The sequence below is a fragment of the Kineosporia sp. R_H_3 genome, from assembly GCF_002198675.1.
Taxonomy (GTDB): domain Bacteria; phylum Actinomycetota; class Actinomycetes; order Actinomycetales; family Kineosporiaceae; genus R-H-3.
Genome location: NZ_MWLL01000128.1, coordinates 16,082 through 38,594, shown reverse-complemented (window position 1 = coordinate 38,594; position 22,513 = coordinate 16,082). Strand labels below are relative to the sequence as shown.

Below are 22,513 nucleotides of genomic sequence, written 5' to 3'. Positions count from 1 at the left end.
TGTGCGCGGCCGCCCGGGCGGCCGCGCACACCGCGGAGCAGGCGGCCGCCGGGTGGCGCGAGCCGCTCGACCCGGACGACGCCCGTGCCGCGCTCGAGATCGCGCGGGCCAAGGAGGGCTCGTTCCTCAAGGTCTTCAGCGGCGCCTGGCGACAGGTGAAGGGCACGGTCCGCAGCCGCTTCGACGGCGGTCGGCGGGCCGTGCCGGTGACGGTGACCCAGGCTCTCGCCCTGCTCGTCGAGGCGCAGTCCGCGGCCGCCGAGGCGGACCGGCTGGCCGCCGCGGCGCGCAGCGGCTGGGGGTACCCCGACCCGGTCGCCCTGCTCGACCGGCTCGGCGCCGCCCGGCGCACCGACGACCGGGCGGTGCTCGCCGTCCACGACGCGCTGGCCCGCAGCGAGGACGACCGGCTCGCCCGCGGCCTCGCCGAGGCCGGCAGCCGGCTCTCGGTGCTCGCCGAGCAGCTCGACGGGCTGCTCGTCGACGTCGACGACCTGCCGCTCGGTGCGCTGGCCGACCTGCTCGACGGCCTCGCCGGCCCGGCCGGGGCGGCCGGGCTCCGCGCGCTCGCCCCGGCGCTGCGGGCGCTCGAGGAGCACCCGTCGGTGGCCTCCGCGCTGCGCCGGCTGCCCGTGCCGCCGGCGGCCGTCGAGCACGCGGTCGCCGCCGCGGCCCTCGACGACGTCCGCGCGCAGGTGCCCGCCGTCGGCGGGTTCGACGGCCGGGACCTCGCCGAGGCGGTGGGCCGGGTGCAGGAGCTGCTGCCCCGGCTCTTCGCGAGCGACGCCGAGGTGGTCGTGGCCCGGGTCCGGGCGCGGTTCCTCGCCGGCGTCGCGCACGCCACGCGGTCGGTGACCGGGATGACGCCGACCGAGCGGGCCGCGAAGCAGGCGTGGACGGCCGGCCGGCGCGAGCTCGAGCACGAGTTCGGCAAGGTCATGCGGTACCGCTCGATCCGCGACCTCGCCTCGGGCGACCCCGGAGCGGTCGTCGCGGCGCTGCGACCGGTCTGGCTCATGAGCCCGACCTCGGTGTCGGACACCCTGCCGCTGGACCCGTCCCTCTTCGACGTCGTCGTCTACGACGAGGCCAGCCAGATCCCGGTCGAGGAGGCGGTGCCCGCGATGCACCGCGCCGAGCAGGTGGTCGTCGTCGGCGACCAGATGCAGCTGCCGCCGACCCAGTACTTCTCGACCCGGCCCGGCGACGACGTGCCCGCAGAGGCTCCCGAGGGCGCCGAGGACCCGGACGACGACCGGGTGGGCGTCGTCCTCGACGGCGACAGCTTCCTCGCGCAGAGCGCCGTCCGGCTGCCCTCGACGATGCTCACGTGGCACTACCGGAGCCGGTTCGAGGCGCTCATCGGGTTCAGCAACGCGGCCTTCTACGCGTCCCGGCTGTCGACCGTGCCGGACCGCACCGTCGTCCCGGGCGCCCGCCCGGAGGTCGTCGCGCACCTCGCCGCCGCGGACGACGCCGGCGGCGACCCGGCCGCCGTCGACCCGGCCGAGGTCGAGGCCGGCCTCGACGCGCTGCTCTCCCGCAGCATCAGCACGCACCGGGCGGTCGGCGCGGTCTACCGGCGACGGACCAACCCCGGGGAGGCGGCGTACATCGCGGCGCTCGTCCGGGCCCTGCTCGCCCGCCGCACCGGGCTGACGATCGGGGTCGTCGCCTTCAGCGAGGCGCAGCAGACGATGATCGAGAAGGCCGTCGACCGGCTCGCCGAGGCGGACCCGGAGTTCGCCCGCGCCTACGAGGCCGAGATCGCCCGCGAGGACGACGACCAGTTCGTCGGCCTCTTCGTGAAGAACCTCGAGAACGTCCAGGGCGACGAGCGGGACGTCATCCTCATGAGCGTCTGCTACGCCCCCGGCCCGGACGGCCGGATGGCCATGAACTTCGGCCCGATCAACACCCGCGGCGGCGAGAAGCGGCTCAACGTCATCTTCAGCCGGGCCCGCCGGCACATGGGGATCGTCTCGACGATCGGGCCCGAGGCGGTGACGAACACGTACAACGACGGCGCGAGCACCCTGCGCCGGTTCCTCGCCTACGCGCAGGCGGTCTCGGCCGGGGACGACGCGGGGGCCGCGGGCGGGGTCGCGGTGACCCGCGACGTCGGGCAGTCCCGCTTCCGCGCGGACCTCGCGCTGCGGCGCCCGGGCGACGCCGAGCACCGGGTCGCCGTGCTCGTCGACACCCCGGCGCGGACGGCGGCCGAGGCGGTCGACGAGCGCGTGCTCAGCCATCCTGCGGTCCTGCGCGCGGCGGGCTGGGACGTCGTCCACGTGCTGACGAAGGACTGGTTCGAGGACCCGGCCACGGTCGTCCGCACGCTCGCGGAGCGGGTCGGGGCCGGCGCCGACTAACCGGTCGCAAACAGTTCACCGGTGACAACGGCGCGACCGGTCAGTCGACGGGCCGGCCGGAGCTCCGCCGTCGGGCGGTGTCGGACGGCCGTCGTACTGTCGACGCATGGACGTCCGCCTGGCCGACGCAGAGCTCGAGGCGTTCCTCGACGCCTTCAACGCGGCGCCCGCCCCGCCCGCGACGTCCGTCGGCGCGAGAGCACTGCGCGCCGGCGCGCACGAACGGGCCCTGGCCCGGCCGCCCGGCCCGCGGACGGCCGGCGTCCACGACCTCGCCGTCCCGGGCGGCCCGGCCGCCCGCCTCTACCGTCCGACGGGCTCCGAGCCCGGGCTCGTCGTGTGGTTCCACGGCGGCGGCTGGGTGGTCGGCGACCTCGAGACGCACGACCGGGCCTGCCGCCGGCTCGCAGCACGGTCGGGGCTCGCGGTCCTCGCGGTGGAGTACCGGCTCGCGCCGGAGCACCCGTGGCCGGCGGCGGTGGACGACGCGGTCGCCGCCGTCCGCTGGGTCCGGTCGGGCCCGGAGGTGCTCGGCGCCGTCCCCTCCCGGCTCGCCGTCGCGGGTGACAGCGCCGGCGGCACGCTCGCGACCCTCGCCTGCCTGCGCCTGCGCGGCGAGCACCCGGAGGCACTGCCGGACGCCCAGGTGCTCGTCTACGCGAACACCGACCTCACGGCGTCCGGCGGCTCGATGGACAGCGAGGGCCACGGCTTCGGCCTCGAGCGCGAGGGCATCGAGTGGTTCTACGACCAGTACGTGCCGGACCGCGCGCTGCGCTCCGACCCGCGGGTCAGTCCGCTCGCCGAGCCCGACCTCACGGGTCTGCCGGCCGCTGTCGTCGTCACCTGCGAGCACGACCCGCTCCGCGACCAGGGGGAGGCCTACGCCCGCCGGCTCGAGGAGGCCGGGACGCCGGTGACCCTGCGCCGCGAGGCCGGGATGGTGCACAACTTCCTGCTGTGGGACCTCGCGTCCCCGGCCTGCGCAGCGGCCGGCGACCGCGTCGCCGACGACCTCCGGCGGCTGCTCGCCGCGGCCTGAGGTCGGTCAGGAGGCGCTGCGCCGCCGCGCACCCGGCCCCAGCCGGCCCGCGACGTCCCGCATCTGCGTGACCTCGTGGCCGCCGGCGCAGCGGACGACGAGCTCGACGGGCTCCCCGCAGCCGCGGTGCTCGAACTCGATGGGCGGGCCGTCCGGGTCGACGAGGTAGCGGTTCCCCCACGCCTGGAAGGCGATGAGCACCGGGTAGAGGTCGAGACCCTTCTGCGTGAGGCGGTACTCCGAGCGGGCCCGCTGACCGGGCTCCCGGTACGGCACCCGGCGCAGGATGCCCGTGTCGACCAGCCCGCGCAGCCGGGACGTGAGCACCTGCCGCGGGATCGCCGTCCGCACCGTGAGGTCGTCGAAGCGGCGGACGCCCTGGAAGATCTCGCGGATGACGATGAGCGACCACTTGTCGCCGATCTCCTCGACCGCGCGCTGGATCGTGCAGTTCTCCGCCGACCAGTCGAGCGCCGGCGGCTTGGCCGCCTCGGCGCGCACGTCGTCCCCGGTCATGGGACCAGCGTAACCCCCGGAGCCCGTCTGAGTTCACTTGACAGACTCAGATGCTCCGACGAGGCTGGGTTCATGAGACGTACCCAGGGGGACGACATCGTCGTCCGCACCGCCGGCCCTGACGACGCACCGGGACTCGACGCGATGCTGCGGTTGCTCACCCCGACCTCGGCGTTCATGCGGTTCCTCGTGGGGTTCGGCGAGCCGAAGCCGGGCCTCGTCCGGGCGCTGCTCGCGACCGGGCCGCAGCGGGGTGCGCTCCTCGCGGTGCTGCCGGGCGGCACGGCCGTCGGGCACGCCTGCTGGAGCGTGGACGACGCGGGCGCCGTGGACGTCGGAGTGGTCGTCGTCGACGGGTGGCAGCGGATGGGCGTGGGGCGGCGCCTCGTCGGGACGTCGCTGGGTCACGCCCGCGACGTCGGCGCCGTGACGCTCCACCTGGACGTCCACCCGATGAACCGGGGGCTGCTCGCGACGCTGCGGCGACGACTGCCGACCGCACGGCACGCGCTCGCCGACGGGCTCGTCAGCATCGACGTGCGGCTCGCGGACCTCTTCTCGGCCGCCGTCTCCCCCGTCTCCCCCGCCGTCTCCGCCCCGGCGGAGGACGCCGCCGTCAGGGCAGGTGGTACCCCACCGCGTCGATCCGCACGGACGGACGGCCGGGCGTCCCGTTGACGACGATGCTCACGCGGTGCCGGCCCCTCGGGAAGGACTGCGAGAACAGGGTCTGGCGGGCCGTCGTGGTCGCCGCCTGCGTGTCCACGGTCGCCTGCAGGACGCCGTCCACGTAGACCTTCATCCGGCCGCAGGTCGCGCACCGGGTGCCGACGACGGTGATCCGGGAGCCCCAGGTCGCGGTCCGGGTGAGCCTGGAGCCGGCCGTGACCGACGTGGTGACGGTGCCCTTGTACGCCGCCTTCGAGGCGGACCGCGTCCACGACCCGCGGGTGACCTCGAGCGAGCGGTCGTCGTAGGAGACGCTCGCGCCGCGCCACGTCGACCACGGGCCGACGTTGCCCGCGGCGTCCGTCGTGCGGGCGGAGAACTGGTAGACCGCACCCGCGGTGAGCGACGTCCCGAAGGTGCCGCTGCGTGCGGTCGTCGTCCGCCAGAGCCGTGCCGGTCCGCGCACCACCCTGCCGGTCGACGACATCGTGACCTTGCGGACCCGGACGTCGTACCGGGCCGCGGGGTTGGGTGCGACGTCCGAGGCGGCGGCCCAGCGCACCTTCAGCCGGGCCGCGGTGCCGGCGAGGGCGGAGGTGACGGTCGGCGTCACCGTCGTCGTCGTGGGCGTGCGGTCGACCGCGACGACGCCGGTCGCGGCGTGGACGCCGTCCAGCGCGCGCACCCCGCCGTCACCGTCTGCCGCGTCGCCCGTGAGCGTCCACGTGTACGGGCCGTCGGCGACGAGGGCGCCCGCGGTGTCGCGGCCGTCCCAGACGATGTTCCGGATGCTGCCGTCCGGGGCGGTCCCGGTGAGGCTGCGGACGACGGTCGTGCCCTTGCGGATCGTCAGGGTCACCGGCCCCAGCGGCTTGGTGACGTCGATCTTCGGGGCCCAGGTGTCGCCGCGGCCGTCGCCGTCCGGCGACAGCGCCGTCCCGACGACACCGAGCAGCCGCGGCCGGCGCGCGTGGTCGAACGGGAGCGTGCTGACCCGCGCGTTCCCGGCCTCGTCCCGCCAGGCCAGGAGCCCGTCGTCGAGGGCGATGTCGAGCACCTCGGACGTCGTCGTCACGAGGTCGACCGGGGCCGCCGAAGCGGACGTCGTGTCGAGCACCCTGATCGTCGACCCCGGGTCGGAGTGGATCACCCAGGCGAGGACGCCGACGTCAGCGGTGACGAACTGGCCCTTGCCCTCCAGCGACCGGGTCACGCCGGTCCGCAGGTCGAGCACCGTCATCGACGATCCGTCGTTCTCGGACCACGCGGCGGTGTCGCCGCCGAGGGCGACCCGGGCGACGCAGCCGGTGTCCCCGGGGTCCGGGACGCACCGGGACGCGCGCAGCACCCGCGGGTTCGTCACCGACCGCGGGGCCTCGACGTCGAGCAGGGTGACCTTGCCCGTGTTGTCGGAGGAGAGCACGAGCGGGCCGAACACCGACGACTGCGTCGGCACCGCCGCCCGGGCGAGGATCCGGCCGTCGGCCCGGACGACCGTGCCGGTCCCGAGGCCCGTGTAGGTCCCGACGCTCGCGTAGGGGCCGGACAGGTCCAGCGTGGTCGCGAACGGGACACCGTTCACCAGGGGCCCGAGCGCGCCGCGGTCGACGAACCGCAGCTGCGGGGTGCCTTGGGTCTGCGCGACCTCCATCACCCCGCGGCCGGCCGAGAAGGCGGCCGGCCGGTCGAACCGCGGACCGGCCGGCACGAGGGTCTCGGCCCCGAGGGCCAGGGCCGGTGACCGGGTGACGCTGCGCCACCAGACCTTCTCGAACGCCGCCTTCTTGACCGTCGAGTCCGTCGTGTAGACACGCCCCGCGGCGAGGTCGACGTCGCGGACCTCCGCCCGGGCGGCGGGCACCGTGGCCACCCGGGTCGCGGTGCCGTTCGCGCTGATGTCGTACAGGCCGGCCGTCGCGGCGGTGCCGCCGGTCGCGGCCCGCACCTTCGTGCCGATGCCGATGACTCCCCCGGACGAGATCGTCGTCACGATCGGGGTGCGGGTCCCGGTGCGCCACACGACGGCCCGGTTCGCCAGCGCGTTCCCGCCGTAGACCAGGTACGCGACGCCGCCGTCGAAGACGGTCACCTGCCACGCCCGGTGCGGCGGCCTGATCGTCGTCACCGGGCCGCCGGCGAGGGCCCGGCGCGACACCGAGTACTGGTCGGAGGAGACCCACGCGACCGTCGTGTCGTCGAGGGCGATGGACTCGTAGTCCGTCGTGAGGACCTCGTAGGTCCTCGTCGTGAGGTCGAACAGGTAGGTGCCGCTCGTGTCGTCGGTGCGGGTCAACCGGACGGCGGCGTGCGTGCCCGCCATGGGGGCGTGATCGACGGGGACCTGGGCGACCCCGGTGAGCAGGGTGGTCGTCGACGAGCCGGTGTGCAGCCGGAGCACCCCGCTGCCGGTGAGCTCCAGCCACCCGGCCGCGCTCTCGCCGACCCAGCGCCCGCTGCCGAGGTCGGTGTCCTGGGTGACCCCGGTGACCGGGTCGTGGACGACGCGGTGCCCGCGGACGGAGTCGGTGGCCGGCACGTAGACCGTGTAGCCGCCGCGCATCGACGAGCCCACCATCACCCACGAGTACGCAGGGACGGTCCGCGGGGCGCTGAACCGGGTCATGAGGCCAGACGTCCCCCGCAGGAACGCGCCGTCCGCCTCGTACCCGGCCGTCTGCCGGACGACGGCCGCGGAGGGGGACGCCGCCACGAGGGACAGGCTCATCGCGGTCGAGACGTGCCGGGGCACCGCCACGCTCGTCGGCACCGCGGCGTCGGCCCGGCCGCTCCCGGCACCGACCACGCCGACGGCGGTGACCGTCGTCGCGGCCAGGGCGACCACGGCGAGCAGTGCGGTGCGTCGACGGACGCCGGCCTCGACCCCGTTGCCGATCATGCCGTCGAGCATCGCAGACGGTGCGCAGCGGCGGCAGCGTTCGGCAGAACCGGTCTCAGCCATCCCCTCCGGGCGGTGCGGCGTCCCAGCCGTAGGCCCGCTCGACCCGGGCGACGCGCAGCTCGTAGTGGTCGTACCAGGCGGCGCGACCCTGCTCGCGGGTCGCGGTGTGCTCGGCGTCGTGCTTCCAGGCCAGGACCGCCTCCGGCGAGGACCAGTACGACACGGTGATCCCGAACCCGTCGCCGTCCCGGGCGCTCTCGATCCCGAGGAAGCCGTCGTACGTCGCGGCGAGGTCGACCATCCGCCGGGCGGCGGCGGCATAGCCGTCGTCCGGGCCGGTCCGGCGCCGCGAGGAGAAGACGACCGCCCAGTACGGCGGTTCCGGGAGCCGGGCGAAGGTCTCGTCGGTCATGCCGGCGAGCATCCCGCGCCCGGGGGCACCGCCGCACCCGGGTTCCGTCGAGCGGTCAGGAGCGCGTGAGCCTCTCCTCGATGAGCGTCTCCGGGAGGTCCTTGGTGCAGAAGAACCAGTCGACGCACTCGACGCCCTCGACCTCGCCGTCCATGCGCTCCTTCGCGGTGCCGCACGAACCCGGCGGCGGCACGATGACGGGCTCGCCCGGGAGCCAGTCCGCCGGCGTGGCGACCCCGAACTCGTCAGCGGTCTGCAGCGCCACGACCATGCGGAGGAGCTCGGCGACGTTGCGCCCCAGGGAGAGCGGGTAGTAGACGATCGCCCGGACGACACCGGCCGGGTCGATGACGAACACCGCGCGGACCGCCTGGGTCGTCGCCTCGCCCGGCATGATCATCCCGTACCTGCGGGCGACGTCCATGGACACGTCGTCGATGAGCGGGAACGTCACCTCGACGTTCTTCAGGTCGCGGTAGACCATCTTCTCCTGGATGGTGCGCAGCCACGCGATGTGGCTGTAGAGCCCGTCGACCGACAGCCCGACGAGCCGGGTGTTGTACCGGCGGAAGTCGCCCTCCATCGACGCGAAGGTCATGAACTCGCTCGTGCAGACGGGTGTGAAGTCCGCGGGGTGCGAGAAGAGGACGACCCACTCACCCGCGTAGTCGCCGGGGAAGCTGATGTCGCCCTGCGTGGTCCGCGCCGTGAAGGCGGGTGCCGGGTCGCCGATCCTCGGCATCGTCACCGGGACCTCAGTGGTGTCCATGGTCGTCCTCTCGTCCAGCAGCGATGGCCGGAGAGCACGTCGGACCGGCGGTTCCATATACCCCCCGGGGTACGCGGTCAGCCTAACATCCCGCATCCGTCCGGGCCCGGGCCCGAGGGCCCGCGGCCCCGCGGGTGGAGCATGGTCGGCATGCTGCGCCCACTGCCCGTCCTCGTGCCCGTCCTCGTGCCCGTCCTCGTGCCCGTCGTCGCGGCCGTTCTCGTCGCCGGCTGCACGGGCGGCTCACGCGCCGACGTGCCCGCCCCGACGAAGAGCGTCGCGGCCGCAGCGGGGACCGTCGTCCTCGGCAAGGCGGACGGCTGGCGGCCCGCCCTCGCGACGGACGCCGACGCGACCTCGCACTACGCGGTCGTCGAGATCGCCTACGACGCCGCGAGCGCGCGGCGGGCCTGGGCGGAGAACGCCCCGACCGGTCCGGTCCGCACGGGGCCGTCCGCCGGACCGGGTCTCTACGGGCGCCTCGAGGACGTCGACCTCGCGCGGCAACGGATCGTCGTCGTCTCCACCGGGGAGTCGGGGACCTGCCCGTCCTGGGTCACCGGGGTCGCCGTCCGGCCCGGCGGCACCCTCGAGGTGACGCAGGGGTCGATCGACCCGGCGGCGACCTGCACGGCGGACCACCGGCCCTACCGGACCGTGCTCGCCGTCGACGTCGACCGGCTGCCGGCGCCCGGCGACCTCACCCCGCCACCGACGGTGCTCTTCGACGGCTCGGAGGTCGGCAGCGGCGCTCCCGTCGTCGCCTACCCCTTCGCCCCGACGGGCTGACCGGACCCGCACGGCGTCGTGTACGGCACGCTCGGCACGTAGCGACGCCACTCCTCGGCGCCGATCGGGTCGCCCGCGAGCGCGCACACCCGGGCGGCCGCGGCGTCCACGTCGAGCGTCCACGTGTACACGGCCTCCGGCCCGCCAGCGGCGGAGACCTGGTCGCCGTCCGGGCGCAGCGCCACCGAGTAGAGCGGCACCCGCCCGGCGGCACCGAGCGCGGCCACCTGCACGGGCTCGGCAGGGTCGCTCGTGTCGTACACCCGCAGGACGCCGTCCCCGCTCGCCGTCGCGAGACGCCGGCCCGCGGCGTCGAAGGAGACCCCGAAGACGTAGTCGCCGGGGCCGGTGATCGGGCGGCCGGTCCAGCGCGGGGCCTGCGGCGTGCCGAGGTCGAGGAAGCGCACGGTGCGGTCGGCCGACCCCACCGCGAGGATGCTGCCGTCGGGGGTGAAGGAGAGCCCGTAGACCTGCAGGGCCGGTCCGCCGTCGCGGGGCGCGCTCGCCACCTTCGTCAGCGTCGGGCCGTCGGCCCGCCAGATGTCGACGCCGCCCCCGGTGCCGGTGCCCGAGGCGAAGAACCTGCCGTCCGGCGAGGCGGCGAGCGCGTACACGACACCGCCCGGTTCGACCTTGTCCCCCAACGGTTTCGGCGCCGCCGGGTCGGTAACGTCGGTGAGCACCAGGCTCGCGTCGTCGGAGCCGGTGACCAGCCGCCGGCCGTCCGGGGTCAGCGCGGCCGACTGGACGAGGTCGCTCTGCCGGGTCAGCGGCTCCCCCACCGGAACGGGGACGTCACCGGCCGCCGCCGCGCCGAGGTCGTAGAGCCAGGTCGTCCCGTTCCGGCCGCCGGCCGCGAACCGGCGGCCGTCCCGGGACACCGCGAGGGTGCCGGCGAACTTCTCGCCGCCGTCGACCGGCGTCGGCGCCCGGAAGTTCGGCGTCAGCGGCCGGGTGCGGAACGGCAGCGAGACGTCGAGCAGGCGCGCGCTGTCGAGCGAGGTCATCGCGAGCACCCGGTCCGAGCCGACGTACGCGAGCGCGAACGTCCGGCCGCCCTCGATGCCGCCCATCGGCAGCGGCGCCGGCCAGAGCCGGACGGCGCCGTCCGCGCCCGCGGTGGCGAACCCCGAGCCGCCCGGCAGGTAGACCGCCGCGGTGAGCGGGCCGGGGTTGCCGACGTCCGCGACGAGCCCGTAGGTCGCGGTGTCGTAGACCCGGGTGCGGCTGTCGGCGCTGCCCGCGACGAGCGTCGTGCCGTCCGGGCTGAACGCGACGGCGTTCACGTAGGACTGCGCCCCGGACAGCGTGCGGGCCCCGCCGGCGTCGGGGGCGGCGCCCGGTGCGGGGACGACGGCGCCCGCGGGGGCCGCCAGCGTCCAGACGTGGGCGAGGAGGTCCTTCGCCCCGGCGACGAGGGTGCGGCCGTCCGGTGCGAAGGCCAGCGACGTGACGACCGCGGTCGGCCCGGTGAGCGCCGGCGGGACCGGCCGGACTCCGTCGCGCAGGTCGAAGCGGTGGACCCGACCCGCACCCGGCCCGGCGTCCGTCCCGGCCGCCAGCACCTCGCCGGTCGCGTCGAACGCGACGGACTGCACCGGTTCTCCCACGTCGACCGGCTCCGTCAGGGCCGTCGCTGCGGTGCCGCTGACGATCCACAGGCCGACCCGCCCGCCCTCGGAGCGGACGGGTGACGTCAGCGCGGCGGCCAGCACGCCTCGCGCGGAGAAGGCCAGCCCGAGGACGGTGAGGCCCCGGGTGTCGAGGCGCGCGACCGGGCGCGGTCGTGACGGGTCGCTCGTGTCCCAGAGCCGGACGGCGCCGCCGAGACCGCCGGTCGCGACCCGGCTGCCGTCCGCGTTGACCGCCACGGCGTAGAGGTCGGGATGCGCCGCGTCCGCGTAGGCGTCGTCGACCGTGGCGACCCGACGCGGAGGCCCCGCCGAGGCCTCGCCGCGGGGCTCGCTCCACAGCCGCAGACCGCCGCCCGCGCCGATCGCGGCCATGAGCCGGCCGTCCCCGCTCACGGCGACGGACGCGATCCCGCCCGGGCCGTCGAGACGCCGGGACAGCGGCACCGCCGTCGCGTCGAGCAGGGCCGAGCGGGCCTCGACCGTGGGCGCCGTGCGGTGGGCGAGCAGGGCGAGCTGGGCCGAGACGACCGGGTCCGTCGTCCGGATCCGGTTCGCCGCCTCGGCGAGCTGGCGGGAGAGCGCGAGGTCACGGTCGCTCTCGGCGTCCGCCCGCAGGGTGAACGTGTAGCCGGCGAGGGCGAGGACGGCGAGGAGCGCGGCGGCGAGGCCGGTCGCGAGGAGCTGGAGCACCCGGGTGCGGCGGCGCTCGCGCGCGCGCTCCTCGGCGGCCCGGGTCGCGGACGCCCGGAGGAAGTCGCGCTCGACCGACGTGAGGACGCCCGCGTGCGCCGATCCCTGCGCCCACTCGCGCAACGCCTCGAGCCGGGGGCCGTGGAGCAGCCGCCCGGGCTCGCGGCCGGAGCGGTCCCACGCGGTCGCGTCGTCCGAGAGCCCGCGCTGCAGGAGGAGCCCGGCGCGGTCCTCGTCGAGCCAGGCGCGCAGCCGGGGCCACGCGACGATGAGCGCCTCGTGCGTGATCTCGACGTGCGTGCCGCCCGCCGTGAGCAGCCGCGCCGACACGAACGCCTCGACGACGTCCCCGATGCCAGCGCCCGCGCCCGGGTCGTCGGCCGCGTCGAGGGCGTCGATGTCGTCGTGGCTGACCCGCCGGCGCGCGTCGGCGGTCTCCTCGCCGACCGCGACGAGCCGGGTGAACAGCCGCCGGGCGAGCTCCTTCTCGTGGGTGCCGAGGCCGGCGTAGACCCGTTCTGCGGCCTCCGAGACGGCGCCGCCGATCCCGCCGGCGGCGAGGTAGTCGGCGACGGTCAGTCGGCCCCGTCGCCGCTGCCAGGTCTGCAGGAGCGCGAAGGACAGCAGCGGCAGGGCCCCGGGTTCGTACGCGGCGCCGTCGGTGCGCCGCCCGTCGGTGCCCCGGCCGTCGGGGGCGACGTCGCGGAGCAGGACGTCGACGAGCCCGTCCTCGAGCGCGACGCCGGCCAGGGCGGCGGGGTCGGTGACCGCCCGGACGAGCTCGGCGCGGGTCATCGGGCGGATGAGGAGCTGGTGGGTCTGGAGCGCCTCGGCGAGCGGTTCCGCGGCGAGGGCCTGGGCGTAGAAGTCGGCGCGCAGCCCGGCGACGACGGCGACGGACGGCGCGGACGCCGCCAGCGCCGCGAGCCGACCTGCCGCCGTCCGCCACTCGTCCTCGGGGACGCCCGTCGTCCACAGCTCCTCGAGCTGGTCGACGACGACGAGCACCCGCGCGCCCTCCGCGACGGCGGCCCCGGCGGCCTCGGTGACCTCCGCGACCGCCCCGACGGGGTCCGGTCCCGGCGTCCGGACGACGAGGCGCCACCCGTCGTCGACGAGCCGCGCCGCGAGGCCGGCCCGGATGAGCGAGGACTTGCCCGAGCCCGAGGCGCCGACGACGACGACCGGTCGGGCCGGGGCACCGTCGACGACGGACACGAGGCGGTCGGTCAGCTCCTCGCGGCCGCAGAACCAGCGGGCGTCCTCGACGTCGTAGCCCGCCAGGCCCTTGTAGGGCGCCGGGCTGTCACCGGTGCGCTGGCCCGCGACGCGGCGCACCCGGTGCAGGGCGTCGAGCCAGGCGGTGACCTCCGGGCCGCGCAGCCCGACCGCGACGAGGATCCGCTCGACGAGGTCGCCCGCGGCGATCGTCGGCAGGTGCCGGCCGGACACGTATCCGCCGACGGTGCTGCTGCTCGCCCCGACCGCGCGGGCCAGGTCGCGCACCGAGAGCCCGGAGCCCTCGCGCAGCCGCTGCAGGCCCGCCGACCACTCGGCGGGGGTCGTCATGGTCCGTGGGTCGGGGTGCCCGTCGGGTGGGTCGGTCGGCATGGCGTCGTGCACCCCCCGTTCGCTCCCCGCCCCGTCTGCAGGGAAGCACTCGGCGGGCCGCACAGTAGCCACGGGATCGGCTCGTGGGCAGTGCCCTGCGCCACGTCGTGCTCAAGAAAGTCCTTGCTGCACATGCATTCGCATGATCGACCGATTCGTCTCACATGGCGGATGCGCAGCCGGACGACGTCTCAGCCGTGCGAACCCACCGGGACCACCCCCGTCGCCGTCGTCCGCGGCCGGGGCGGGCACCACCCGGCGCCGCGCCCCGGCCTGCATCCCCGTCGGACGACGCCAGCCTGCCCCGCGCACCGGGCCGGTGGACAGGGAAGCGGTGTCAGTTGACAACCACCGGACAAGTGCCGCGCAGGGACCGATGCCGCTTGCCGCGCGGCCGGGACGCTGCTGGGATGAGGTGATCACGGGGCGAGGACGGTGCGGTGACCGCAGGCGGCGACGGGGCTGACCGGGTCCGCGGGGTGGGGGACCGCCGCGGTTCTCCGGACGGCGCCGCGCACCCGGCCCTGCACGCGTTCGCCGCCGACCTGCGCGCGCTGCTCGCGGCCTCCGGGGTGCCGAGCCTGCGGGCGCTGGCCCGTCGCGCGCACTACTCGCACACCGCGGTCGCCGCGGCGGCCGGCGGCAAGGCGCTGCCCTCGCTCGAGGTGACGCTCGCCTTCGTCGGCGCCTGCGGCGGCGACCGCCTCGTCTGGTCCGGGCGCTGGCACACCGTCCGCGCCGAGCTCGACGCCGTGACGTTCGACCCGGCGGACGCCGCCCCGCCGTGGCCGGTGCAGCCCGTCGAGGACGGCGCCGACCCGGAGCAGGCCGGCTGCGCGGCGGACGCCGTCACGGTGCACGCGTGCAAGGTGGCCCGGCACGACGCGCGCACGATGGTCGGCCAGCTCGAGCTGCGCTACTCGCCCCGCAAGCACGCGGCGTGGGGCCGCTTCCAGGGCTTCCCGCACCTGGACCACCTCGCCGGGGAACGGGAGGTCCGGCTCGTCGTCGGCGTCGCCCGCGAGCGCGACGGCCGCCGGCAGGAGTACGAGCTCGGCTACGCGTTCGACTGGCACTACGGCGACCTGCTGCTCACCGGGCGCGGGCCGGTCCACGCGTTCGTGCGGGTCCTCGTGGACGGCACCGAGATCGCCGCCGGGGCGACGGAGCCGCGCACGCTGTCGTGAGGCGCGGCTACCGCAGGATCTCCGGCGTCTCCCAGTCCTTGCCGTGCACGGTGTGGTCGAGGAACGCGAAAACCGTTGTGTACCAGACCTTCGCGTGCTGCGGGCTGAGGATCCAGTGGTTCTCGTCGGGGAAGTACAGGAACTTGTGCGGCATCGTCCCGTCCGCGGCGCCGCGCTCGGCGAGCTCGGCCCACAGCCGCAGGCCCTCGCCGATCGGCACCCGGTAGTCCTTGTCGCCGTGGACGACGAGCATCGGCGTCCGGATCTCGTCGACGAACCGGTGCGGGCTGTTCGCGAGCGCCATCTCGGCCGTCATCTCCCGGCGCCAGTAGTACGCGGCGTCGGTCGTCGGGCCGAACTGGTCCAGCGCCCACAGGCTCGCGTGCGTGACGATGCCGGCGAACCGGTCGGTGTGCCCGGCGACCCAGTTCGCCATGTAGCCGCCGAACGAGCCGCCCATGGCCGCCGTCCGGGTCTCGTCGACGTCCGGCCGGGCCTCCGCCGCATCGGTGACCGTCATGAGGTCGGTGTAGGGCTCGGCGCCCCAGCGGCCCCAGCCGCGCTCGACCATCCGCTGCCCGTACCCGGTCGACAGCGCCGGGTCCGGCAGCAGGACGGCGTAGCCCTGGGCGACCGCGAGCCACGGGTTCCAGCGCCACGACCAGGCGTTCCAGGAGCCGAGCGGGCCGCCGTGGATCCACAGCAGCAGCGGTGCCGCCGCCGCCGACGCCCCCTCCGGCAGGCAGAGCCACGCCCGGACGGCGGTGCCGTCCTCGGCGGTCGCCGTCAGGGCGTCGAGCCGGCCGGGCAGGGCTGCCGGGGCGACCGGGGCCGGCAGGTAGGTCGGGTCCTGGTCCGCCGTGACCGCGTCGAGGCGGACCGGGGCCGGTGCCGCGTCGACCGCGGAGCGCAGCGCGTAGACCGACCGACCGTCCGGCGAGACGAGGACGTCGGAGTAGGCGCCGTGGTCCCCGGTCAGCCGGGTCACCGTGCCGTCGGCGACCTCGACCCGGAACACCGGCGCCGTCCCGTCGGAGTCGGCGACGACGAGCAGGGCCCGGCCGTCGGGCGTCCAGCGGGCCCGCCCCGGCCAGCGGTCCCAGTCCTGCGCGAGCAGCATCAGCTCGTCGAGCGCGACGTCGTAGACGCCGACCCACTGGTCGGGCGGGGTCGTCGCCGTCGTCCGGCTGTGCACGGTCACCGCGAGCCGGTGCCCGTCCGGGGAGAACCGCGGCCCGCCGTACTCGAGGTCGGGGTCGTCGAGGACGATCCGGTGCGCCCCGGTCGCGACGTCGACGAGCGCGAGCGCCGAGCGGTTGCCCCCGCGCTCGGTCACCTGCCAGGTCGTCGCCACGGTGCGGCCGTCGGGGCTGACGTCGAACGCGGCCTCGTCGAGCGCGCGGCCCGGCGCCGGGGTGAGGTCGCGCAGGGCGATCCGCCCGGGCTGCGCGGCGCCGGCGCCGTCCGGGGCCGTGCCGTCCGGGGCCGCGCCGTCCGGGGCCGTGTCGGCCGCGGACGTCGTCCCGCCGGCCAAGGACGCCGGCCGCGGCCGGTCCGGCGTCCTTGGCCGGCGGGACGACGACCGCGGCGGGCGCGGCGGGCACCCGGCCGGCGAACAGGCGCACCTGGTCCGGGCCGAGGTCGTGGTCCCAGTACCGCACCGGGTAGCTCTCGTGGAGGATCGCGGACACCTTGCGGTCCTTGCGCTCCTTGCGCCGCCGGGCGTCGTCCTCGGCGGTGACGGACGACGGCATCGTCGCCGAGCGCAGCACGACGGTGCCGCGGTCGCGGGCCACGACGAACCCGCCGACCCCGCCGGGCCGGGTCGCGACGACCCGGGCCTCGCCGCCGCGGGCCTCGAGCAGCCACAGCGCCGGCTTCGCGTCGTCCGCGTCGCCGCCGGCCTCGACGTCCGGCCGGGTCGAGACGAAGAGCAGGCCGCCGTCGGGCAGGAACGCCGCCGTCGACTCGCCCTTGGCGCTGCGGGTCAGCCGGCGCGGCTCCCGGCGGCCGTGCGGGTCGAGCTCCCACAGCGCGCTGCCGTACGTCGTCCGCGCGGCGTCGATCGTCGCGACCGACGTCACGAGCCGCTCGCCGTCCGGGCTCAGCGCGAGCCCGCCGAACCGCGGCAGCGCGAGGTAGGCGTCGAGGGCGTGGAACGGCGTCGGCGGCTCGGTGGCCACGGGTTCGGTCGTCACCACCCTGTGCTATCACGCGGCGCCGCCGGGCGCTGCACCGGCGAACGGCGGGTCAGCGGGTGTCGAGCAGCAGGATCCCGGTGCCGCCGGTGAGCAGCGCCGCCCTCGAGCCCGTGGCGTCGAACGCGAGCCCGCGGTCACCGGACTCCGCCCAGCCGGGGATCCGGCCGGTGCCCGTCCGTCGCAGCGCCCCGGAGCGGGACGGCGTCCAGAGCGCCGCCTGCCCCTTGAGCTGCACGGTCACGACGGTGCCGTCGGCCGGGTCGGCGGCGAGGTACGCGGTCTGCGCCGGCAGCGTCGCCGTCCGGCGGGCCCGGCTCCGGGTGACGTCGTAGGCGCCCGCGGTGTCCCCGGTCGTGTAGAGCGTCCTGCCGTCCGGGGAGAACGCGAGGTCGAGCTGGCCGGCGGTCTTCGTCGGCACCGTCGACACCCGGCGCGGCGACGCCGGGTCGGTGGTGTCCCAGACGACCGTCCCGTCGTACGAGGCACCGGCCAGCCGGCGGCCGTCCGGGCTCCAGGCCAGGGCCATGGCGTCGCTGCGGGTCGTGAGGACCGGCCCGGCGACGAGGCGGTCGCCGGTGACCTCCCAGAGCCGGACGCGGTTGTCGTACCCGGCGGTCGCGAGCCACCGGCCGTCCGGGCCGAAGAGCACGTCGGGCACGTACGACGTCAACGGCCCGACCGTCTGCAGCCGCCGGGGGCGCGCCGGGTCCGCGACGTCCCAGAGCATGACGGCGCCGTCGTTCCAGGACGCCGCGAGCAGCGTGCCGGCAGGGTCGAGCGACACGGCCGTCGCCCAGCTGAACGAGGGGTCGTCGGGGTTCACCGGCGGGCGCGGGTCGTCGACCTGCCCGACCGGGACGATCCGCGCCGTCGCGCCGGTCGCGTCGACCCGGAACAGCCGGACGAGGCCGTCGTCACCGCTCGCCGCGAGGAGCGAGCCGTCGCCGGAGAGCGCCACCGACCGCGGCATGGAGCCGTCCGGCTCGTGGGTCGCCAGGACGTCGAGGTCGCCGTACCTGCCGTAGTCGGCGAGCGCGACCGGGGCCGGCACGTCGGTCGCCGACCCGACGGGGGCGTCGGGGTCGACCGGTGTGCCGACAGGGGTTTCGGAAGGGGTGCCGACGGGGGTGCCGACCGGGGTGCCGACCGGGGCCGGGCCGTCGGCGGGCAGCGTCAGCCGGTCAGCGGTCGTGGTGCTGCCCCGCGAAGGGCCGAGCGCCAGGGCGCCGAGACCGACGACCGTGACGACCGCGGCGGCCGACCCGACGACGGCGAGGCCGCGGCGGCGCCGGACGATCCGGGTCCCCCGCGCCCGGGCGGCGCGGACGGCGGCGACGGGGTCGACGACCGGCACCGGCCCGTGCCGGAGCGCCGTCCGCAGACCGTGCTCCACCGGGTCGGCGTCCTCGGGCAGGTCGCCGTCGAGGCGTTCGAACCAGGACTCCTGCGGGGTCATCGCCGGCCCTCCGTCCGCGCCGCTGCCCCGACGGCGTCCTCGAGCACGAGGACGCGCAGCCGGTCGAGCCCGGCCATCGCGTGGCTGCGGACCGTCACCTCGCGGATGCCGAGGACCTCGGCGATCTGGGCGTCGGGCAGGTCCTCGTAGTGCCGCAGCACGAGCACCGCCCGCTGCCGGGTGCTCAGCCGCGACAGGTACCGCAGCATCGCGTCGCGCTCGGCCTGCCGCGCCGTCCCGTCGTCCACGCCGACGACCGGCAGCGCGCCCGGGTCCGCCGGGACCTCCGTGCTCGACCGGCGACGCCGCCAGGACAGGCACTCCCGCACGACCATCCGGCGCACGTAGGCGTCGGGCGCGTCGAGCCCGCGGATCCGGGACCACCGGGCGTAGACCCGGCCGAGCACCTCCTGGACGACGTCCTCGGCGCGGTCGGGGTCGCGGGAGATGTAGCGGGCGAGGACGACGAGGGCGCCGTACCGGGCGGTGACGAAGGCGTCGAAGGCGCGCTCGGCGTCGTCACGCACGTCGACCCACCCGGTGGCTCCCGACCGGACGAGGTCCAGGTCGGCGGCGGGGACGACCGACACGAGGCGGTGCTCCTTCCGGGTGCCCTGCACGGTGCGGGAGCACGACGGACGCCGCGCCACCGGACGGGCCGTGCCGTCGCGACCCCTCCCGGCGACGGTCCGTCCCGAGGACGCGGGCCGCACGGGGCCGGTCCGCGTCCTTCACCTGGTCCAAGGGCGCGGGGACCGCCCGCCGTTGAGCCGGACGGGTCGGCAGTCGTGTGACCTGGGTCACTCGCCCTGCTCGCGCGCGGCCTTCTCCCGGTCGTCGACCGCGGCGTCCGAGGCCGCCATCCGGGCGAGCATGTCGTTGTAGGCGTCGAGCTCGGCGTCGCCGTCGCGGTCCGCGGCGCGGTCCAGCCGGCGCGCCTCGCGGGTGTCGGACATCGACCACTGGACGGCGAGGATCACCGCGAGCGCGAGCGTCGGGATCTCGCCGATCCCCCACGCGATGCCGCCGCCGGCGCGCTGGTCCTCCAGGAGCGAGGCGCCCCAGGTGCGGCCGACCGAGGCCCAGTACGACTCCGCGAGGACGGTCGTCGTCTGGATGAGCGCGATCCCGAAGAACGCGTGGAAGGCCATCGTGATGAAGAGCATGACGAGCCGCAGCGGAGGCGTCGGGCGGTGCGGGCCGGGATCGACGCCGATCATCATCCAGGCCATGAGGTAGCCCGCGAAGAGGAAGTGCACGTGCATGAGCTCGTGCCCGACGTGCGTCGTGAGCGCCACCTGGAACAGGGGCGAGAAGTAGAAGAGGACGAGGCTGCCGGCGAAGAGGAACGAGACGACGACGGGGTGCGTGAGCACCTTCACGTAGCGCGACTCGGTGATGCCGACCGCCCACTCGCGCGGGCCGCGGCTGCCGTCCGCGCGGGGGTGGACGGCGCGCAGCAGCAGGGTGACCGGCGCCCCGAGCACGAGGAACAGCGGCGCCGCCATGCTCAGGGTCATGTGGCCGATCATGTGCGCGCTGAAGAGCACCCGGCCGTAGGCGGCCGGCGCACCGCACGTGACCCAGACGAGGATCGCGATGCCGACGAACCAGGAGATCGTGCGCAGCGGCGTCCAGCGGTCGCCGCGCCGGTGCAGCCGGACGACGCCGACGAGGTAGGACCCGGCGAGCAGCGCGCAGACGACGACCCAGAACAGGTCCGGCTGCCAGACGGTGAGCCAGCGGGACGGCGTCAGCTCGGGCGGCATCGGGTAGCCGGTGACGGCCTCGGTGGGGCTCAGCGCCGACGTCGCCCCGGTGTCCGGCACGGGCGACGGCGAGCGGGAGAGCGCGACGGCCAGGCCGACGGCGAGCGCCATGACGACGCCCTCGACCGCGGCGAGCCGGGTGAACGCCCCGTCCCGGCCGGCGTCGAGGTCGCGCAGGGTGCTGCTGCGGTGCAGCCAGCCGGCGAACCCGAGGACGACGAGCGCGCCGGTCTTCGCCAGGACGACCACGCCGTAGCGGCTGGAGAGGGCCCCGAGGCCGCCGAGGTGGATCCACGCGTTGACGGCCCCGGAGAGCCCGACCGCGACGTAGGCCCACAGCGCGAGCGTCGAGTACCGGCGGGCGACCCGGGCGAGGTCGCCGCCGAGCGACCGGCGGAGCAGGACGAGCGCGGCGAGCCCGCCGACCCAGACGACGACGCCGAGCAGGTGCAGGCCGAGCGAGGTCACCGCGGTCTCGTGGCTGCCCTGGGCGGACGCCGCGTGCCCGGCGAGCGCGCCGGGGACCAGCCCGCTCGTCGCGAGCAGCGTGAGCAGGCCGACCCCGCGCAGCCGGCGGGCGAGCAGGGCACCGAGGTTGACGGCGAGCGCGACCCCTGCCGTCCAGAGCGCGCCCCGGCCCTCGTCGCTCGTGCTCAGGTACGTGGACCACAGCCGCGGTCCGAAGGTCGGGTCGGACATCGGGAGCCCGGAGACGTCGGCGTACGAGAACACCCCGTCGACCACCGTCGCGAGCGCCCAGACGCCGGCGGCGACCGAGGCCACGCGCAGCGCGGCGGCGATCGCGGCCTCGGCCCGGGCCGGGACAGCGGTCGCCGTGAGCACGAGGGCGCCGATCGTCAGGGCCGCGGCGAGGTCACCGACGACCTTCGCGACGGGGAGGCCGTGGCGGACGAGCGGGCCGGGGTCGAAGAAGGCGAGCTCGACGGAGTCGTCGGCCCAGGCGAGGACGGCGAGGCACGCGACGACGGCGACCGCGGTGAGACCGGCCGCGGCGACGAGGGCGGGCGCCCAGAGTGCCGCCGCACCGCCTGCCGGCCGGGTGCCGGTGCCCTCCGCGGGGTCCGGCGCCTGCTCGCCGGGCAGGGTCGCGTCGTCCGGGACCTGGGTCGTGCTCACGTCCGCCACGGTACGCCGGTCAGGACCGGCGCCGGCCGACGGCGAACCAGGCTGCGGCACCGAGCGCGAGGACGACGGCACCGATGCCGGCGAGCAGGCCCGTCGGGGTGCCGTCCCCGGTCGCGCCCNCGTGGCGGTCGGGGTCGGCGTCGGGGCCGGGGACGTCGTCGCGGTGCCGGTGTCCGTCGGTGTCGCGGTGGCGTCGAGCGAGGGGGAGACGGGCGGGGCGCCGGTGACGACGAAGGACAGGGTGCCGGAGACCGGGTGCCCGTCCTTGCTGACGACCCGGAAGGCCACCGAGTAGGTGCCGGGCAGCTTCGACGGCACGGTGAAGGTCACGGTGCCGGCCTCGACCCGCGGTGCGACCGGCAGCACGGCGTCACCGGGGCCGGTGAGCCGCACCCGGACGAACTCGCGGTCCAGCGGGTCGCTGAAGGTGAGGGTCACGGTGTCCGGCGTGGCCTTCATCCGGGCGCCGTCCTCCGGGTCGGTGCCCGTGAGCCGCGCGTGCGCGGAGCCGGCCGTCGCCGTCGCGCAGACGGCGAGCAGCGCGAGCGCGACGGCCGTGACGGCGCGCAGCGACATGCGGACGGACGGACGGACGGCGCTGACGGAGCTCCCCGGGGTCACCGGACCAGCGTAGGCAGCCGCGCCCGGGACCCGGGACCCAGGGCGGGCGCGGTCACCCGCGCGGTCGCACCCGGTCCGCCCACGGGTGGCCGGGGTGCGCCCGGTCGAGCGCCGCGGCGAGCCAGGCCCGGCGGGCCACGGACAGTCGCGGCAGCGTCGCCGCGAGATCGGCCTCGTCCTTCTCCCGGGCCGCCTTGGCCTTGAAGAGCAGGACGACCTCGGGGACGACGTAGGGCACGCCGTCCGCCGTCCGGTCGAGGACCTCGGCGTACGGCCGGCGCAGCGTCGTGTCCCGGCGGCACACCCAGGTGCCGCCGTCGTGCGGCTCGCGGAAGACGTCGAGCACGTAGGCCTGCGCGGCGGCGTCCCAGCCCCACGTCTGGTGCAGCAGCGCCATCGCCCGCTCGTCGTCCTCGGGCCAGACCCGGCCGTCCCCGACGACGTGGAACGCCAGGTCGGGCAGCGCCGCCCTGACCGGCCCGAACGACCCCGCCGGGACGACGATCTCGAGGTCCTCGTGGTCGCGCGTCGCGTCGTCCGGCCCGCGCGCCCCGAGGAACAGGTCGACCGCCCACCCGCCCGCGACACCCCACGGCACGTCCACCCCGCGCAGCCGCTCCGCGACCTCCCAGGGCGTCCAGGCCGCCCACGGGATGTCGGCCTCGGTGACCACCCGCCCGCCGGGCGGGACCTCTTCGTCGCTCACGTGCCGATCCTCCCTCCCACGCCG

Annotated in this window: 17 protein-coding genes; 6 read left to right on the top strand and 11 right to left on the bottom strand. The window is 76.3% G+C overall.

What is annotated here, in order from left to right:
* Positions 1 to 2,372 (top strand): AAA domain-containing protein (locus ECOMGDLI_RS12865; RefSeq protein WP_198954811.1); only part of this gene is annotated, 2,372 nt, incomplete at its 5' end.
* 106 nt (positions 2,373 to 2,478) lie between these two features.
* Positions 2,479 to 3,414: an alpha/beta hydrolase gene (locus tag ECOMGDLI_RS12860; RefSeq protein WP_088317227.1), complete on the top strand. Its 936-nt coding sequence runs from the start codon at positions 2,479 to 2,481 to the stop codon at positions 3,412 to 3,414.
* Between the two features lie 6 nt (positions 3,415 to 3,420).
* On the opposite strand, the gene ECOMGDLI_RS12855 is transcribed toward ECOMGDLI_RS12860, so the two are convergent.
* Entirely contained in the window at positions 3,421 to 3,930 is a 510-nt protein-coding gene (locus ECOMGDLI_RS12855) for a helix-turn-helix domain-containing protein (RefSeq protein WP_088317226.1), read from the bottom strand.
* A gap of 72 nt (positions 3,931 to 4,002) precedes the next feature.
* On the opposite strand from ECOMGDLI_RS12855, the gene ECOMGDLI_RS12850 reads away from it, so the two are divergent.
* Positions 4,003 to 4,608 carry a GNAT family N-acetyltransferase gene (locus tag ECOMGDLI_RS12850; protein ID WP_088317225.1) on the top strand — a complete coding sequence of 202 codons (606 nt, stop codon included), beginning with the start codon at positions 4,003 to 4,005 and terminating at the stop codon, positions 4,606 to 4,608.
* Here the strand turns inward: ECOMGDLI_RS12850 and ECOMGDLI_RS12845 are convergent.
* The 3 genes from ECOMGDLI_RS12845 to ECOMGDLI_RS12835 are packed head-to-tail and all read right to left on the bottom strand — an operon-like array spanning position 4,547 to position 8,679.
* Entirely contained in the window at positions 4,547 to 7,495 is a 2,949-nt protein-coding gene (locus ECOMGDLI_RS12845; RefSeq protein ID WP_143447684.1) for a hypothetical protein, read from the bottom strand. The two genes, ECOMGDLI_RS12850 and ECOMGDLI_RS12845, sit on opposite strands and share 62 nt — an antisense overlap.
* A gap of 55 nt (positions 7,496 to 7,550) precedes the next feature.
* Positions 7,551 to 7,910, bottom strand: coding sequence for an antibiotic biosynthesis monooxygenase (locus ECOMGDLI_RS12840; RefSeq protein WP_088317233.1), 360 nt, complete (start codon positions 7,908 to 7,910; stop codon positions 7,551 to 7,553).
* Positions 7,911 to 7,965: 55 nt separating this feature from the next.
* Entirely contained in the window at positions 7,966 to 8,679 is a 714-nt protein-coding gene (locus tag ECOMGDLI_RS12835; protein WP_198954810.1) for a peroxiredoxin, read from the bottom strand.
* Positions 8,680 to 8,829: 150 nt separating this feature from the next.
* Here ECOMGDLI_RS12835 and ECOMGDLI_RS12830 point away from each other — a divergent pair, with 150 nt between their 5' ends.
* Positions 8,830 to 9,468, top strand: a complete 639-nt coding sequence (locus ECOMGDLI_RS12830; RefSeq protein ID WP_143447683.1) for a hypothetical protein — start codon at positions 8,830 to 8,832, stop codon at positions 9,466 to 9,468.
* On the opposite strand, the gene ECOMGDLI_RS12825 is transcribed toward ECOMGDLI_RS12830, so the two are convergent.
* Entirely contained in the window at positions 9,444 to 13,361 is a 3,918-nt protein-coding gene (locus tag ECOMGDLI_RS12825) for a helix-turn-helix domain-containing protein (RefSeq protein ID WP_158220993.1), read from the bottom strand. The two genes, ECOMGDLI_RS12830 and ECOMGDLI_RS12825, sit on opposite strands and share 25 nt — an antisense overlap.
* 482 nt (positions 13,362 to 13,843) lie before the next feature.
* On the opposite strand from ECOMGDLI_RS12825, the gene ECOMGDLI_RS12820 reads away from it, so the two are divergent.
* Positions 13,844 to 14,590 (top strand): DUF2690 domain-containing protein, encoded by a 747-nt coding sequence (locus tag ECOMGDLI_RS12820; protein WP_088317221.1) that lies wholly within the window; start codon positions 13,844 to 13,846, stop codon positions 14,588 to 14,590.
* Positions 14,591 to 14,597: 7 nt separating this feature from the next.
* Here the strand turns inward: ECOMGDLI_RS12820 and ECOMGDLI_RS12815 are convergent, their stop codons facing one another.
* On the bottom strand, positions 14,598 to 16,124 hold the full coding sequence (locus ECOMGDLI_RS12815; RefSeq protein ID WP_088317220.1) for an alpha/beta fold hydrolase: 1,527 nt from the start codon (positions 16,122 to 16,124) through the stop codon (positions 14,598 to 14,600).
* 203 nt (positions 16,125 to 16,327) lie between these two features.
* Between ECOMGDLI_RS12815 and ECOMGDLI_RS12810 the strand changes: the two genes are divergently transcribed.
* The gene (locus ECOMGDLI_RS12810; RefSeq protein ID WP_088317219.1) at positions 16,328 to 16,732 is read left to right on the top strand and encodes a hypothetical protein; all 405 of its coding nucleotides are present in this window, start codon (positions 16,328 to 16,330) and stop codon (positions 16,730 to 16,732) included.
* 108 nt (positions 16,733 to 16,840) lie between these two features.
* Here ECOMGDLI_RS12810 and ECOMGDLI_RS12805 read toward each other — a convergent pair whose 3' ends face one another.
* From ECOMGDLI_RS12805 to ECOMGDLI_RS12790, 5 genes are all read right to left on the bottom strand, one after another.
* On the bottom strand, positions 16,841 to 18,247 hold the full coding sequence (locus tag ECOMGDLI_RS12805) for a WD40 repeat domain-containing protein (RefSeq protein ID WP_088317218.1): 1,407 nt from the start codon (positions 18,245 to 18,247) through the stop codon (positions 16,841 to 16,843).
* The gene (locus tag ECOMGDLI_RS12800) at positions 18,244 to 18,837 is read right to left on the bottom strand and encodes a SigE family RNA polymerase sigma factor (RefSeq protein WP_198954809.1); all 594 of its coding nucleotides are present in this window, start codon (positions 18,835 to 18,837) and stop codon (positions 18,244 to 18,246) included. The genes ECOMGDLI_RS12805 and ECOMGDLI_RS12800 overlap by 4 nt, the downstream gene beginning before the upstream one ends.
* Before the next feature lie 210 nt (positions 18,838 to 19,047).
* The gene (locus ECOMGDLI_RS12795) at positions 19,048 to 21,153 is read right to left on the bottom strand and encodes a cytochrome c oxidase assembly protein (protein WP_233153437.1); all 2,106 of its coding nucleotides are present in this window, start codon (positions 21,151 to 21,153) and stop codon (positions 19,048 to 19,050) included.
* A 129-nt stretch (positions 21,154 to 21,282) separates the two neighbouring features.
* Positions 21,283 to 21,783, bottom strand: a 501-nt coding sequence (locus ECOMGDLI_RS35910) for a copper resistance CopC family protein (protein WP_233153436.1), incomplete at its 3' end; no start/stop codon positions are given.
* A 52-nt stretch (positions 21,784 to 21,835) separates the two neighbouring features.
* Positions 21,836 to 22,489: a hypothetical protein gene (locus ECOMGDLI_RS12790; protein WP_088317216.1), complete on the bottom strand. Its 654-nt coding sequence runs from the start codon at positions 22,487 to 22,489 to the stop codon at positions 21,836 to 21,838.
* Positions 22,490 to 22,513 lie beyond the last annotated feature (24 nt).